Annotated in this window: 13 protein-coding genes; 2 read left to right on the top strand and 11 right to left on the bottom strand. The window is 59.0% G+C overall.

The window, feature by feature from the left end; translation table 11 throughout:
- Positions 1-28: 28 nt before the first annotated feature.
- From KIN_RS05740 to KIN_RS05695, 10 genes are all read right to left on the bottom strand, one after another.
- Complete coding sequence (locus tag KIN_RS05740) at positions 29-1,657, bottom strand: formylglycine-generating enzyme family protein (RefSeq protein ID WP_159804963.1); 1,629 nt, start codon at positions 1,655-1,657, stop codon at positions 29-31.
- Complete coding sequence (locus tag KIN_RS05735) at positions 1,650-2,834, bottom strand: ABC transporter permease family protein (protein ID WP_159804962.1); 1,185 nt, start codon at positions 2,832-2,834, stop codon at positions 1,650-1,652. The genes KIN_RS05740 and KIN_RS05735 overlap by 8 nt, the downstream gene beginning before the upstream one ends.
- On the bottom strand, positions 2,834-3,535 hold the full coding sequence (locus KIN_RS05730) for an ATP-binding cassette domain-containing protein (RefSeq protein WP_243144822.1): 702 nt from the start codon (positions 3,533-3,535) through the stop codon (positions 2,834-2,836). Before KIN_RS05730 ends, KIN_RS05735 begins: the two co-directional genes overlap by 1 nt.
- A gap of 4 nt (positions 3,536-3,539) precedes the next feature.
- Positions 3,540-4,841 carry a trypsin-like peptidase domain-containing protein gene (locus KIN_RS05725; RefSeq protein ID WP_159804961.1) on the bottom strand — a complete coding sequence of 434 codons (1,302 nt, stop codon included), beginning with the start codon at positions 4,839-4,841 and terminating at the stop codon, positions 3,540-3,542.
- Positions 4,841-6,031: a serine/threonine protein kinase gene (locus KIN_RS05720; protein WP_159804960.1), complete on the bottom strand. Its 1,191-nt coding sequence runs from the start codon at positions 6,029-6,031 to the stop codon at positions 4,841-4,843. Before KIN_RS05720 ends, KIN_RS05725 begins: the two co-directional genes overlap by 1 nt.
- A gap of 18 nt (positions 6,032-6,049) precedes the next feature.
- The gene (locus KIN_RS05715; RefSeq protein ID WP_159804959.1) at positions 6,050-7,429 is read right to left on the bottom strand and encodes a PP2C family protein-serine/threonine phosphatase; all 1,380 of its coding nucleotides are present in this window, start codon (positions 7,427-7,429) and stop codon (positions 6,050-6,052) included.
- Positions 7,429-8,022 (bottom strand): FHA domain-containing protein, encoded by a 594-nt coding sequence (locus KIN_RS05710; protein ID WP_159804958.1) that lies wholly within the window; start codon positions 8,020-8,022, stop codon positions 7,429-7,431. The genes KIN_RS05715 and KIN_RS05710 overlap by 1 nt, the downstream gene beginning before the upstream one ends.
- Positions 8,023-8,135: 113 nt before the next feature.
- Complete coding sequence (locus KIN_RS05705) at positions 8,136-9,704, bottom strand: FHA domain-containing protein (RefSeq protein ID WP_159804957.1); 1,569 nt, start codon at positions 9,702-9,704, stop codon at positions 8,136-8,138.
- A gap of 48 nt (positions 9,705-9,752) precedes the next feature.
- The gene (locus KIN_RS05700; RefSeq protein WP_159804956.1) at positions 9,753-10,208 is read right to left on the bottom strand and encodes a hypothetical protein; all 456 of its coding nucleotides are present in this window, start codon (positions 10,206-10,208) and stop codon (positions 9,753-9,755) included.
- Between the two features lie 67 nt (positions 10,209-10,275).
- Positions 10,276-10,983, bottom strand: coding sequence for a YMGG-like glycine zipper-containing protein (locus tag KIN_RS05695; protein WP_159804955.1), 708 nt, complete (start codon positions 10,981-10,983; stop codon positions 10,276-10,278).
- 297 nt (positions 10,984-11,280) lie between these two features.
- Here KIN_RS05695 and KIN_RS05690 point away from each other — a divergent pair, with 297 nt between their 5' ends.
- Both KIN_RS05690 and KIN_RS05685 read left to right on the top strand, forming a co-directional pair.
- Positions 11,281-11,847: a hypothetical protein gene (locus tag KIN_RS05690; RefSeq protein WP_159804954.1), complete on the top strand. Its 567-nt coding sequence runs from the start codon at positions 11,281-11,283 to the stop codon at positions 11,845-11,847.
- Positions 11,844-12,617 (top strand): FHA domain-containing protein, encoded by a 774-nt coding sequence (locus tag KIN_RS05685; protein WP_159804953.1) that lies wholly within the window; start codon positions 11,844-11,846, stop codon positions 12,615-12,617. The genes KIN_RS05690 and KIN_RS05685 overlap by 4 nt, the downstream gene beginning before the upstream one ends.
- Here the strand turns inward: KIN_RS05685 and KIN_RS05680 are convergent.
- Positions 12,614-14,005 carry a TRAP transporter large permease gene (locus KIN_RS05680; RefSeq protein ID WP_159804952.1) on the bottom strand — a complete coding sequence of 464 codons (1,392 nt, stop codon included), beginning with the start codon at positions 14,003-14,005 and terminating at the stop codon, positions 12,614-12,616. The genes KIN_RS05685 and KIN_RS05680 overlap by 4 nt on opposite strands.

Below are 14,005 nucleotides of genomic sequence, written 5' to 3'. Positions count from 1 at the left end.
CCAAAAGCGGTTTGAAAGCGTATTCCATTCATTGCGCGTCCGCCTCGTTCAACGCAATGCCCTGAAAGTCTAATGACATAAGCTCGGTATCCGAAAACCCGGCCGCCTTTCGGGTCACCAGATGATTGCGCAAAGACGTCAGGCAACTGGCGCGGCGTGTGCCGCGTCCGGCCACATCTTCCTGAATGAACGTCGCCTGCCGCGTCAGCAGATCTTGCGAATAATCATCGGCCAAACCTTCAACGAGGTTCGCATATTCGATCACTTCGGCGGCGATCCGTTTTTCCAGTTTGGCAAGGTTTTCGGTGGCTTCAGCCATCGCGTCGCGCACTTCCGCCAGAAGATCCGCGTCGCCGGTCGCAAGCGCTTCTGCTTCGTAGTCCTGATAGGTCGGCAACACGGACTGGATCGCCAGCGCATTGAGATAGCGCTGCACCGCCTGGTCACAGATCAGCGTGCCGGAGCCGAGGATCAGGCGGATAGACTTGTCCCGTTGCGCATTTCGCTCTGCCCGTCCCCGTTGAACCGTGTCACGGATCACGGCAAGTTGTGATTTGGCCCGCGGGGAAGCGACCTGATCGGTCAATTGATCAATAATCGCCAGAACTTCTTCTTCGCTCTGCGCTGTAGAGAGTTGTGCATCCAGCGCCGCAAGACGCTCGAGCGCTGCTGCAAGGTCGGTCGCTTGATCCGACGATGTGATCGCAAGTCCGGCAATCGCAAGCCGTGTACCGGTAAAGCGATCCGTGGTCACCGTGCCTGCACGCACGTCAAACGGCGCGACCTCGAAGCGCGTGGCACTGTTGATCGAGCCCAAGGGCGTGCGTGCGTCGCCGCCCCGCTTGACGTAGCCCCCCGCCTGGCCATGAAGACGGCCGTGGCGCACAAGGGAAAATGGGGTCGAGACGATCTCCGCCACATTGCCCAGCATATCGTGCAGCCCCAACGGGTTCGGCCCCAGCGTTCCGATCACCTGTATTTTGCCACCAGCGCTTTCAGTTCCTCCGTGAGCGATAAATTCCGAATGATCCTGCCCCTCTTCCAGCGGTGGCAGCGGCGCCCGAAACAGCGCCTCCTCAACGGAGAGGCCCCCGCGAGCGGCGAATTCCCACTCTTCTTCCGTTGGCAAGCGAAGGTAGCCTTTGGTGTCACCCACGCGCGGCAGACTGTTGTTGGCGTTGCCCATCAGCCAAAGCGTGTAGGCCTCGGCAAAGCGCTCAAACTCCAGCTTGCTGGTGTCAACTTTCGGCCGGAACGCCCGTTTGCGCGGCGCCTTGTCCGGGCATTCCCCCATGACCACATCAAACTGGATCTCTGACAGTTCGTATTTGGCGAGGAAGAAATACCCTTTGTCCCGACCGCCTTCGTTATCGGTGAACGGACCAGAGACATAGGACCGCCTGAGCCCGTTCAGATAAGGTTGATCCTTGCCTTCCTGCCCCAGGGTGACAGCCACATCCCCGATCGCGCCATCGGAGTTTGGCGTTGCGACCTTGCGAAACACCATCGCCCCGCCGCAGGGCATCGGTAAGACCAGATCACCGTTCGCGGGTTGCGGATTGTAATAGCTGTCTTTCCACGTGATCTCGGCCAGACCGGCAGATGGCAGCAAGGTCGCCATAAGGAACGAGAATGCAAGAGTAAGAGCCTTACGCATGGCGCAGTACCTCTTCTGAATGGATGTTGCCGATTGCAGCGACCGCCCAGATGGAAGCGGTCAGAGCAGTGATCAGGCCAAGCGTCAACGTTGCCGCGATGTCGAGCATCGACAGGCGCGCAATGAACTGCCCCGGCGCTGTCGCGAAGCCCAGGTTGATCAGTGCAATCGCCGGTAAAACCAGCACCAGTGTCGCCGCGACCCCGAGGATCACAAGAGTTGTGCTCTGCAAAATCGGGATAAGGCGACGCTGCGCCTCGGGCAGGCCTAAAAGCGTCAGTAGGCTGAAGGCGATCCGCTGGCGCTCCACCATACCGCGCAGATTGGCGGCCATGGCGGCCCAGAACCCAAGTGCTGCAATCACCGCCACCGCGGCGTATAGGATGTTGAGATTTTTGCGGAACAGCAGCAACAGCGTTGCATTCTCGGCGCGTGGCCGAACCTGAACGCCCTGTTCTTCAAGATATATCTGCAGCGGTCGCAGGTCATCGAGGCTTTTCGCATAAATACGAAAACTCGCATAGCGGTCAAACGGTGCGGGGTTGCGCCATGTCTCCGGCGTCACGGACGCATCATCGCGGAACCGCTCCACCGCCAGAAGATCGGGCAGTGAGATAAACAGCGCCGCCCGGCCATAGAGGTCCGGTGGAACGAACCCGGTGACCGTCAGATCGGCGCGGGCAGTCTGCGACTGGCTGTCCAACTCGCGCCCGATGACCATTTCGACGGTACTGCCTATCTCCAGTGACAACTGCTCCCGCAGCGTATCCGACGCAACAGCCTGCCCCTCCGTAAGGGGAATATCTGGCAGCAGCGGATCACCGGGGCCGGTCGGGATCAGCGGAACCGCGCGCTCCAACGCGCGGGGGTTGCGATTTCTAAGCGCGTTGGCGACCGTGTTGATGGATCTGGTCGCAGGCACAATGAAGGCCACATCATCTCGCGCCCGCATCTCGTCAAAGAACGCTGGCGTATGCGACCCTGCGCCCACCGCGATAAGTTGGCGGTTGTTCGGATCATCAATCAGCCGCCCGACCATCGTGCCAATAATACCATTCTTCAGCGCGAGAATGATCAGAAGTGGCGCGAGAACCCCCACGAGTGCGGCGACGAAACACAGCGCACTTTGCCAGTCGTGACGCATGTCTTTCAGCGCAAGGGTAAGGGACAGCGCCATCAGACCGTTTCCATGGCGAAGATCGAATGTGTCACACCGTCCCTCTGTTCCACCCGGTGATGGGCGCGACGCGCGCCCGCAAAAGCCCCCCGCGCCGCCTGATGGCTGGCAAGAATGACGGCACTCTTTGCATCTTCCGCGAGCACCTCGATCAAAGCCTCGACTTGCCCCACATTGCCGGGGTCCAACGCCGAGACAGGCTCATCCAGCAGCAGCAGATCAGGCCGCCCCAGAAGCGCCCGTGCGATGGCCACACGTTGACGCTGGCCCACCGAAATCTCGGTGGGCTTCCGATACTCCAGCCCGCTCAGCCCCAAGGCCCCCAGAAGATGCGTAAGCCAAGCGGTATCAAGCGTCTGGCCGGCGATCTCGACAGGAAGACGAATGTTTTCAAGGGCTGTGAGGTAAGGCAGCAGGATATTGGTCTGAAGCACGAACCCGATGCGATCCGGACTGCCGTAGTCCAACCGCGGTGCGTGTGGTGTAATCTCTGTGTTGGAAAGGCAATGTACCGTGCCATCGAAGGCGGAGGCCGGAATGGCCCCGGCAATCAAACCAAGGGCCGTGCTTTTGCCCGCGCCGCTTTCTGCATCCAGCACAACCACATCACCGGCGGACATATCCATCGCCTCGACAATCACGGCAAGCTCCGGTCCGAGCCGTACACCGAGATTTCGGATATGAACGACCTGGCCCCCCACTGATTCATCCGACCTTGCTAATTTTCAAACGCACATTGCCAAGCTCGATCCGGCTCTTGGAATTGATTTGAACTGACTTGTCTGCCGTCAGCGCCTTGCCATCGACCGAACCACCATTGGTCGAACCCATGTCCTGAAGGGTCAGTTTGCGGTCTTTCAGGGCCAATTTGGCATGCTCCCGACTGAGCTTGGGGCTGTCGATTGTGATACCCGCACTGTCGGCCCGGCCGATTGTTACGCCCTGCCGCAGTTGCTCTGTGCTCACTGCGAAAGATTTTGTCCCGCCGTCGGGCAGCTTCACTGCGAGTTCCAAGGCAGGTTTTCCCATTGACGCTGCGGCCCCGGCAACACCGCCCGACAGCATCGAAGTGTCATCATAGGTGGGCGCCAGCGGAGCGCTCGCGCCGCTGCGCGTCACGTAAACCGCGACCCCGCCAAGCGCAGCGACGCCGCCCAAAGCAATGAGCGCGATACCCCATGCAGGCAAGCCGCCAGGCGCATCTGAGTTGTTCGATGCGACCTCATCGCCGGGATCGACCTGCTGCGGTCGGGCCGGCGTGGCATCCGGATTGCAGGACTGCACGACCTGTTGGAATGGAATGTCGGTAGAGCGTAGAAATCCGGCCAACACCTCGGCGGAGGATGACAGGTTCACACTGGACAGCCCCTTGCGAACGGCTGTGTTCACCCCCACAACGTTACCGCAGTAATCAATCAGTGGCCCACCGGAGTTGCCCCGATTGATCGCCGCGGTGTGCTGGATGATCTCAAGATCACGAATCTGCTTGCTCCAACGGCCCGTAGACAGCTTGCTGACGATCCCCGGTGTCAGCGTAGTCTCGAACGCATCGGCACTCATCTTCCGGCTCACGGTCGCGTCAGTGGTGCCCGGGAACCCCAAGGCAAAAACTTCATCACCCTTCTCCAGAGTGGCCGTGCCGATGGGAATGGCGGGCGGGCGGTAAGATGCCTTGGACATATCCAGTCTCAACACCGCCAGATCAAGCTCGGTCGATGCTGCGAAGACCTTGCCGTCAAACCGATGCACGACATCGCCCACGCCAAAACCCACAAACCACTGCTTGCCGCCCTGTACGACGTGAAAATTGGTAACAAAGAGCAGATCGTTGCTGCCCGCATGCGTTCCGACCACAAAGCCGGATCCCGTGCCCACTCCCTTTTCCTTGATCGTGAAAACCCGCCCCGTCGAAACATCAGCTTTCTGGATCATATCCTTGGGCGGCTTGGCCCAAGCCGGAAACGCCAGCGTGAGAAAGAGCACAATGCGTAGTGCAAATCGCAGCATTAAAAATCCTCCAGAGAGGGCTGGCCGATCCAGCCATAGATCGCGGCACCAACGGCCAGCAAAAAAATGAGCCCCAGCATCCGAACAACGCCTTTGCGCTTCGAGGTGTCCTTTTGCGGGGATGAGACAGGTGCGTCCTGAGGTTCTGTGCGTTGATCCCGGGGGGGCTTGCGACTGGTGATCTTGGTCGCCGCACCGCGCATGAATGTGCCGACCTTTTCGGCCATGCCAAACTGTTCATGCTGGGTAAGCGACGCGTCCTGCGGCGCCAGCTTCTCGGTGTAGATCCGACAATATGCAGTGGCGTTTGCGGGTCGGTTTTCAGGAAGCAGCGCACATCCGAAATCTATCATTTCCAGAAGGCGGTCGGAATACTTGTCCCGTGTCTTATTGCGCTGCAACATCGCGGCGACCGGCACGTAAGGGTCCTTCTTGCCCTGCTGCACTGCCTCCATCCGGGTCATCGCGTCCGGGGGGACGCGTCGCGCAACCATCTCGTAGAGCATCACCGAAAGCGAATAGAGATCGCTCCAAGGCCCCTCGCGCAGCCGTCTGCGCAGGCGGAGTCCTTCGCTGGGAAACTGCTCAATCGCGGCGTATTTGCGCGTGAACATCAGCGCGTCACCGGCAGCCTTGCCGTATGGCCGCGCGGCGCCGAAGTCGATCAGCACCGGTTGGCCGTCGCGACGGATCATGACGTTGCCTGGTTTCACATCCCGGTGGATCAGCTTCTTGCTGTGAACCGCAGACAGGGCCTGTGTGATCGACACCACGAACTGCTCGATCAAACCTTCGGGCACAGAGCCGTACTGCTGCACCACCCGCGGGATCATTTTATCCATCGGATCGCCTTCGATGTATTCCATCACACAATAAGCCGTTTCCATCTTGGCAAACGCGCCCCGCACCCGAACAAGCCCCGGCTGGCGCGGCAACGTCTTCAGGATATTTGCCTCGCTCAGAAATGCATCCAATCCCATGTCAAAGAGCTTACGCCACTCTGGTTTTGCGACGACGCGCATATCGCTGGTACGGTCGGCGAACTCGGCCGGGAAGTATTCCTTGAGCGCCAGCTTCTGCTTCGTCTTGTTGTCGCGCGCCAGATAAGTGATCCCGAAGCCGCCATTGCCCAGCGGTGCGCCAAGTGTCATGCCGCCGATGACAAAACCTTTGGGCAGGGCTGTGCTCATGGATCGATCACCCCTTACCTATCCGCTCTGCGCGCCATCGGCTGGGGCGGCCGGGGACGTCTCAGGCGCAGGGGTTACCTCTTCCTCGGTCTGCTCGCCTGCACCCGTGTCGGTGCCGCCATCATCTGCCGCGCCATCCGTCGGATCATCTGTCTGAGGCGGATCGGCATCCCCCGGTGCGGGGGCAGGTTCAATGGGCTCGGCCTCTTCGATCTGGCTTTCCTGCGTTTCGTCCCTGTCTGCGTTATCCGCGTCCGGATCAGGCGCGTCTTCCGGCGTTTGGGTATCCTGCCCCTCTTCTATCGGGCTTTCCTCAATGGGCGCCGGCGTCGGCGCTTCGGGGACGATTGCGTCGCCTTCGGGTACGGTCTCTTGCGCATCAGGGTCCGGCGTAATCTGAGGCAAAGGCGCACGCTCTGCATCCTCTTCAACGATCATCCGGTCCTCGGTCGCCGGTGCGGTCTCGACCGGGTCTTCCTCGGTGACCAGCGGCGGCTCGTCGGGCGACAGCATGTAGACGCCAAGCCCAATGCCCCCTGCAACAACCGCGCCGACAACAAATCCAAGGGCAACACCAAGACCGCCATTGCCTGTCTTGCCACCAAGCTTCCAAAGGCTGTCATCGTAGACGCCGCTCGCACCAGCGCCCTCGTGCTGGTAGATCAAAACCGTCGTATTGTCTTGGGTGGCCTTGCCAACCTTTTCGACCGCACTCAAAAGCTCCCGCACCTTGACCGGCACGTCGGAGCGTTTTGCATGGCGCAAGACCTCAGCGATCTCCTGTTCGGACAGGGTATCAAGACCATCGCTTGCCAAAAGAACGAGATCGCCCGGCTCCAACGCGATAGAGTTCACATCGACCAGCGATATCGGCTCGCCGGTGATCGCGGACCGCAGCGCGTTTTTGCGAGGATGAGCTGACGCTTCCGCTTTGGTCATCTTCCCTTGCGCGACAAGTTCCATCAGTTCGCCGTAGATCGAATGGTCCGCATTCAGGCGCTTCAGCACGCCGCCCCGAAACAGATACAGAAGACTGTCGCCGACGCTCGACCAGATCAGCCGGTCGTTCAGCTTGAGCGCACCGAGAAGTGTGCATCCCATGCCCTTGAGCGTGTGATCCTTCGAGATCCTGACGCCAAGCGCTTCGTTTGCCCGCAATGTGGCATCCCGCAAGCGGTCGCCGGGGCGCGGCGCGGTAGAGCCGGACACAAAATGCGTCTCGAACGCATCAATGGCCAGCGCGCTGGCGACCTCCCCGCCCACATGTCCGCCCATGCCGTCGGAGACGATCAGAAGAATATCAGATTTGGGGTCCTGCTCGCTTTGCAGAACGATCTTGAACGCATCTTCCTGATTTTCGCGCTGACCGAGAATGCGGTTGCCGGCGACCTGAACCATTATGCCCCGTCGGCGTCTGTCACATCCGCCCAGTCGAAGTCTTCAGAGCAGAAAGCAACGAAGCGCAAATGCGTAGCTTTGGTCAGCTCCACGGTTGCGCCATTTTCAAGCGGCAACGTATTGGCGACCATCTGACCGTTTACCTTCGTGATGTTCTTTCCAGACCCGTGGGCAATGAAAAATGCGCGGCTGTCATCGTCATATATGATCCGCGCGTGATCTTCCGAGGACATGAGGCGATCTCCAAAGGGAAAAGCGACGCGCTGGCTGGGACTGCGCCCGACCGTGTTCATGCCCGCCCCTAAGGCAACGGCCTGCCCCATACCGGGTCCTTTTACGACCACGAGCCATCCAACAACCGGGTCAGACATCCCGGCGGTGTCAGGGTCTTCCTCGGGATCGAAGGCGTCACCCACCGCAATCGTCGTCTTTTCCGACTGGGGAACCATCTTCGTCGTTTCATCATCGTCGGGCGTGACGGTAAATTCGTCATGACCCTGCGTGTTTCCAATCGTTTCGGTGAAGTCGACACTGCTGTCCGAGGACAGGTCATCATTGTCGTCAAAAATCCACTTTGTCTTATCATTGCCCATAACGGCAGCTCCTATAAGTGTGGGATCAGCCCCCCTGATCCCTCTCTCGTTAACGGCGCAAACGGTGTGTTCGCGCGACTTTCCCCGTGTGCGGCCCCGACGCGGGACCGGCTTCAGGGCAAGACCAGCTTCGTGCTGATCTCACCGAACTTCAGCGTATCCCCCGCACGAACCGGTAATGTGCCCCGCACCTGACGCCCGTTGATGAACGTGCCATTGAGGCTATCCATATCCGTGACCGAGTACCCGCCATCCCTGTTGCGATGCAGTTCCGCATGGACGCGGCTGATGCTCACATCGTTGAGGATCACAGCGTTGGCCGAGCCTCGCCCGATGGAAATCCGCTGACCCACGAGCGGCATTCTTGCATTGTCAGGCTCGCGCACCAGAAACGCCGAAGGCGTTTTGTCCGGCACGGTGCCGCCCACTATCTGTGTTGCATCATCGGGATCGGCGGCAAAATCAGCATCGCTTTCGCTGCCGAAATCAATGTCAATGTCGTCGTCAACAGTTCCTGTGTCCGAGGCATGGCTGCGACGTTTCATCAACAACACAACCAGCGCGAGCAAAATCAACAGTCCTGCTACAATATAAGCCCAAAGGATCGGTACACCAAACAATGTAGCTTCGGGGACTTGTGCAGGTTCAGACGGTGTCTGGGTTTCGGGGGCAGCCTCACCTGCGACCGGGACAAATCGCACACGCACCTCGTTGGTTTGGTATTCGCCCTCTACACCGGGTTCAGGTTCCCGCAGTTCGAGAATAATATCGGCGGCCTGCGCCTCGCCGTCTGGCACGATCAAACCGGACCCGCGGCGGGAGGCGGACACATCTTCGGCGAAATTCGTAACCGCAGTTGTGGCTTCGGCCGGACGGCGCAAAATGACCATCTGGGTTGCACCAAGTCCATCCGTCAGGCGGCGCAGAAAGTTTTCGTCCCGACCGACCTGCGCGTCGCCGAAGCCTCGCCATGCCATGCCGAGGGCGGAAATCCCGACCTCCGCCTCAATCGCGGCTGCGGAGATTTCAGCGATGGAATCCAAACCCTCATCCTGACCGTCGGTGACGAGAATAACATTTTTCAGCAGAACGTCAGATTTGCGGTCCAGAATGTCGATCGCCTGCTTCGTGTGTTCTGCGATCAGTGTGTTGCGCCCAGTCAAGGCAAGCGCGTCGATCTCAACCAAAACGTCATTGTGATCGGTGGTAAAATCAACGACCCGCAGAAGATCTTCCTTGAAGGTGTAAAGCGCGATGGACTCGCCTTCCGGCAATCCCTCGACAAAGCTCCGCAACAGGGCTTTCTCGTTCGCGAAGGTCGCGCGGCGGGCACTGTTGAGACCCGGTGTTACGTCAACCAGCAGAAGGGTAGCCGAAAGGGCAATGTCTTCGGGAAACTGTTCAGCCCCCGGCCGGGCAAATGTAAACGATGCCTCTTCACTGGCCCGTAGACCGTTGCGCAAGGTCTTCGGTGGCAGCCGGACGAGGCAGCTGTCGTCAGGCGCGGGGGCACCGGGGTCGCAATCAAGGATCGCAATGCCCGTCTCGGGGTAACGCTGCGGCGTTCCGGCCTGCGCTTGCGTCGGCTCAGCCGTACCGCTGTCCTGCGCGAAGGACGGCGCACCGACCATCAAAAGTGAGCAGAGCATTGCCGCCCCAATCGCCCCTAACCCTGCCTGCATATGTCGCCTACCCTCCTCACGTTTCTTGGTTCTGCGGTCGCTTCTTCCCTAGCTCGACAATGCGCGCACGGCACTGCGGATGCGACCCAATTCTGCGCGTACAATTCCGGCACTGGCCCCGTTGTTGGCGTCGGACCGCACCTCAACAAGCTGGTTTTCCAGCTGATTGATCTGCGCCAGCTTGCCCGCATCCGATCCCGCATCCGCCCTGAGAGACGAGAGTTGCGATTGCAGAGCGGCGATTTCCCGACGCAAAGATGAAATCGTTGAGGCGTTGGACGCCTTCTGTCGGTTCAGCGAATTGATGGAGCTTTGGCGGGCCTGGTTTTCGCGCGTAATCCGGGCAGCCTCGGCCTCGTTCTGGGCGATCTGGCGATCATATTCACCGGTGTTGATGTTGCGGATATTGTCGAACAGCCCGGCTTCTGACGGATCAGTAGATCCGGTACACCCGGCAAGCCCTGCGGCGGCCACACAAAAGGTCAAAATCGAAACAGGTTTCATCTGAGAACTCCAAACACGTCTACAAGGATTGAGATCCGGCGGCGGACCATAGACTTCGGCAGGACCGTCAGCCCGACACAAGCGCCACGGATTTACGCAAACTCGACAGACGACGCTGGGTACTGGACGCCGCTTTCTTGGAGGACGTTAGCGGACGACCGCCTTCTTTTTCCAATTTTACGAGTTCGGTGCGGGATTTGGCGACGTTCTGCTCAGCCGTCCCAAGACCGTTGCGGACCGCCTTGCGATTGTCGTTGATCGCATTCACGCGTTTTGCGTAATCGGAACTGGACAATTGATTGTTGGCGCGCTGTCGCCGCAAGGACCGTATTTCCGCATTCTGGCTTGCCACGACGCGCTTGAGATTACCCTCGACCGACGTCAGACGCTTGTTCACGCCGTTCAAATTCGCGATGATCTCACGCTGTTTGACCAGTTCTTTATTCACGTTGGCGGCCTTGCGCCCAACCTGATTGCCCCCAATCCCGCCAATCACCGCACCTGCTGCCGCGCCGCGTGCGCAATCGCCGCTGTCACCGATCAATGCGCCGACAAGGCATCCCGCGGCGGCCCCCGCCAGCGCACCCTGGACCGTGTTTCTGACAATGATATCGCGGGTTTGCTGATTGAGGCTTTTAACTTCTTTTTCCAGCGCCTTTTCTGCAGGCGTTTTATTGCCACCCCCGGTGACACTGGCCAGTTGAAGGCTCTCTTCCGTACAGGCTGATAGCAGCATAATAAGCACGGCGAATGCCGAAAAAATAAGCTTTTGCATAAATTTGTCCCCCACGAACACACAAAAAACACGACTCGCAGGTTATCGAAAAGACATACGATCTCAACAGGTTTTAATAAAAAACATAGACAAGGTTGCCGGAGATCAGATTAGGATACAATCAGCGCGTGCGTACTGTGCGTGGTATGATCACCGCCTCCATGCAGTTTTGGGCGGTGTGTCAATAGACAATCGGTTTAACGAATTCTGAGCTGTTCGTGGGGGGCATTTCAGGTGAGTAACAGACACAGCACCGGGTCCCGGTCACGCAAAAAGAGCGTACCAGACGTGGGAGCCATGAACCGCTGGGTGAAAAGCGGCCCGCTGAAACAGTGGGTCGACTTCTCCAACAATGCCATTGATCTGATCAAAGGGCTTGTGTCTGTCGTCACAACGCTACTGGCCGGCCTGGGCATCACGTTGAACGCAGTCGGCAATGGTGGCGGATCGCGATCCGGACCAACTGTCATTGACGCGCTTCAGCAAGCCTCTCTGCCCATTCGTCTGGCGGCTTTCGTGATCATCTGTACCGCTTTGGGCTGGGGCCTCGGGCTGCTGCTGGCTTACATGACCCGCATACGGAAGGACGCGTGGCGGGTTGGATCTTTCTTTGTTGCGGGGATCTGGGGTGTTCTGCTGGTATCCTCGGCGGATATGGTGACCGATCCCGGTTATAGGGGCGCGTTGCCACAGCTTCATTTCCTGACGTTGATCGGGCTCAGCATCATGCTGTATCTCGTCACCTTCGAATTTCGTGCACATGCGCGATACAACACTCCGGACGTGATGGAACAGCGCTCCGCCACGATCCTTACATTCGCCAGTGTGACGCTCGCCATGATCGCTTTGATGGAGTTCGCGTGACGGGCCCGGTTGGCGGACGCCTTGACGGGCGCAGTGCAGCGCGGCTCTTGCTGGCTGCCGCGATCGTTGATTTGGTGCTTGTAGCCTTTCTTGCGAGGCTTCTGCTGCCTGTGCTGCCTATTTCAGCGCGCGGCAATGAGGTCATTCTGGCCTTTCTTGGCGTCTTCATCGCGCTGCTGGCGCTTTATTGGGTGCTATCAGAACTGGTGCTGGGTGGGCGGTCCTTTGGCCGATCCATCCTGCAATTGGATATGCGTACCAATGATGGGGGCAACCTGCCAGCGACGCGCAAAGCCGCCCGGTTCGTGGGCAAGCTGACGTTTCTCGGGCTCACAGGCCTCAACCCGAACGGCGCTGCCCGCTATGATCGCAAAACCGGCGCGTCCTGGTTTTCACCCATGGCACCAAAGCCGATCAAACCCTTCAAGGACTGGGCCTTACAGGTTCGCAGCGGCAACCATGCGGGCAAGCCCCCTGTGAGACTTGAACAGATCCCCGGGTTTCGAAAAACCGGCAACATCAAGATCGGGCGGGACCCGGCATGGGCAGACCTGCCGCTGGTCGGGGATGGTGACGTCTCAGGACAGCACTGCGTTCTGATGCTGCGGGACGGCTCACTTTACATCATGGACTACGGCGGAGCGGGCAAGCCCGGCGCGCGCAACGGTACCTTTCTGGACAACCGGCGCCTGAAACCGGGCAAGGCCGAAAAGGTCGGCCTCGCCCAAAGCTTTCGTCTTGGAAACGTCGTGATACGGATTGATCGCTAATTCACGATCAGTTCCGGCCCCATCACCAGATTGGGAAGGAACGTGGAAATTGCCGGAATATAAGTCACCATGATCAAGAAGACGAACAACACTGCCAAGAACGGCAGAGCCGCCTTCACGACCGCCATCATCGGCATGTTCGCCACACCAGACGTCACGAAGAGGTTCAACCCCACCGGCGGCGTAATCATCCCGATCTCCATGTTCACGACCATGATGATCCCCAGATGGATCGGGTCGATGCCCAGTTCAATCGCAATTGGAAACACCAGCGGTGCAACGATGACCAGAAGGCCAGACGGCTCCATGAACTGACCGCCGATCAGAAGGATGATGTTGACGATCACAAGGAACATCACCGGACCGAAGCCTGCATCCAGCAGCATCTGTGTCAGCTTCTGAGGGATTTGCTCATCGGTCAGGACGTGCTTGAGGATCAGTGCGTTGGCAATCACGAACATGAGCGTCACGGTCAGCTTGCCCGCATCAAAGAGCGTCTGCCGTGTGTCCTTGTGAAAGAACGCTGTGACGATGGCCTTTGGATTTTGATAAAGCGCCAGCCGCTCACCATCCTTCGTGCGCAAGGGCCCCATGTCCCGGTAGATGAAGCAGGCCACGAAGAAGGCGTACATCGACGCAACCGCAGCCGCCTCTGTCGGGGTGAAGATTGCCCCTGTGACGCCCGGAATGCCGTAAATGCCGATCATGATGATCACGATCAGCAGCAGACCCCACGCCGCGTCCCGAAACGCCGCAAAGATTTCACCAAAACCCGCGAATTCACCCGCCGGCATGTCCTTGATCCGCGCCATAACATAGATGGCAATCATCAGCATCAGACCCGCCATCAGACCGGGGATCACCCCTGCGAGGAACATCCGGCCCACCGAAACTTCGACCGCCGCCGCATAGACCACCATCACAATGGATGGCGGGATCAGGATACCAAGAGTGCCTGCGTTACAGATCACGCCCGCGGCAAATTCCTTGGTGTAGCCCGCCTGTTTCATAGCGGCGATCACGATTGTCCCGATGGCCACAACCGTGGCAGGCGACGACCCGGACAGTGCGGCGAACATCATGCAGGCGAATACACCTGCAATCGCAAGACCGCCCCGGAAATGCCCGACGCATGCGATGGAGAACCGGATGATCCGCTGCGCCACCCCCCCTGTCGACATGAACGACGACGCAAGGATGAAGAATGGGATCGCAAGAAGCGTGAAGTGACCTTCGAAGGCTTCGAACAGCGTTTGAGCGATAGAGGCCATCGAGCTGTCGGAGAACCACAGCAGGAACAGAATCGAACTGAGGCCAAGCGACATAGCGATCGGCACACCGATCAGCATCAGGCCAATGACCATCCCGAAAAGAAGTGCGATTTCCAT

Source organism: Litoreibacter roseus, assembly GCF_009811795.1.
Taxonomy (GTDB): Bacteria; Pseudomonadota; Alphaproteobacteria; order Rhodobacterales; family Rhodobacteraceae; genus Litoreibacter; species Litoreibacter roseus.
Note: the sequence above shows the minus strand (reverse complement) of the source record. Positions and strands in the feature narration are given on the sequence as shown.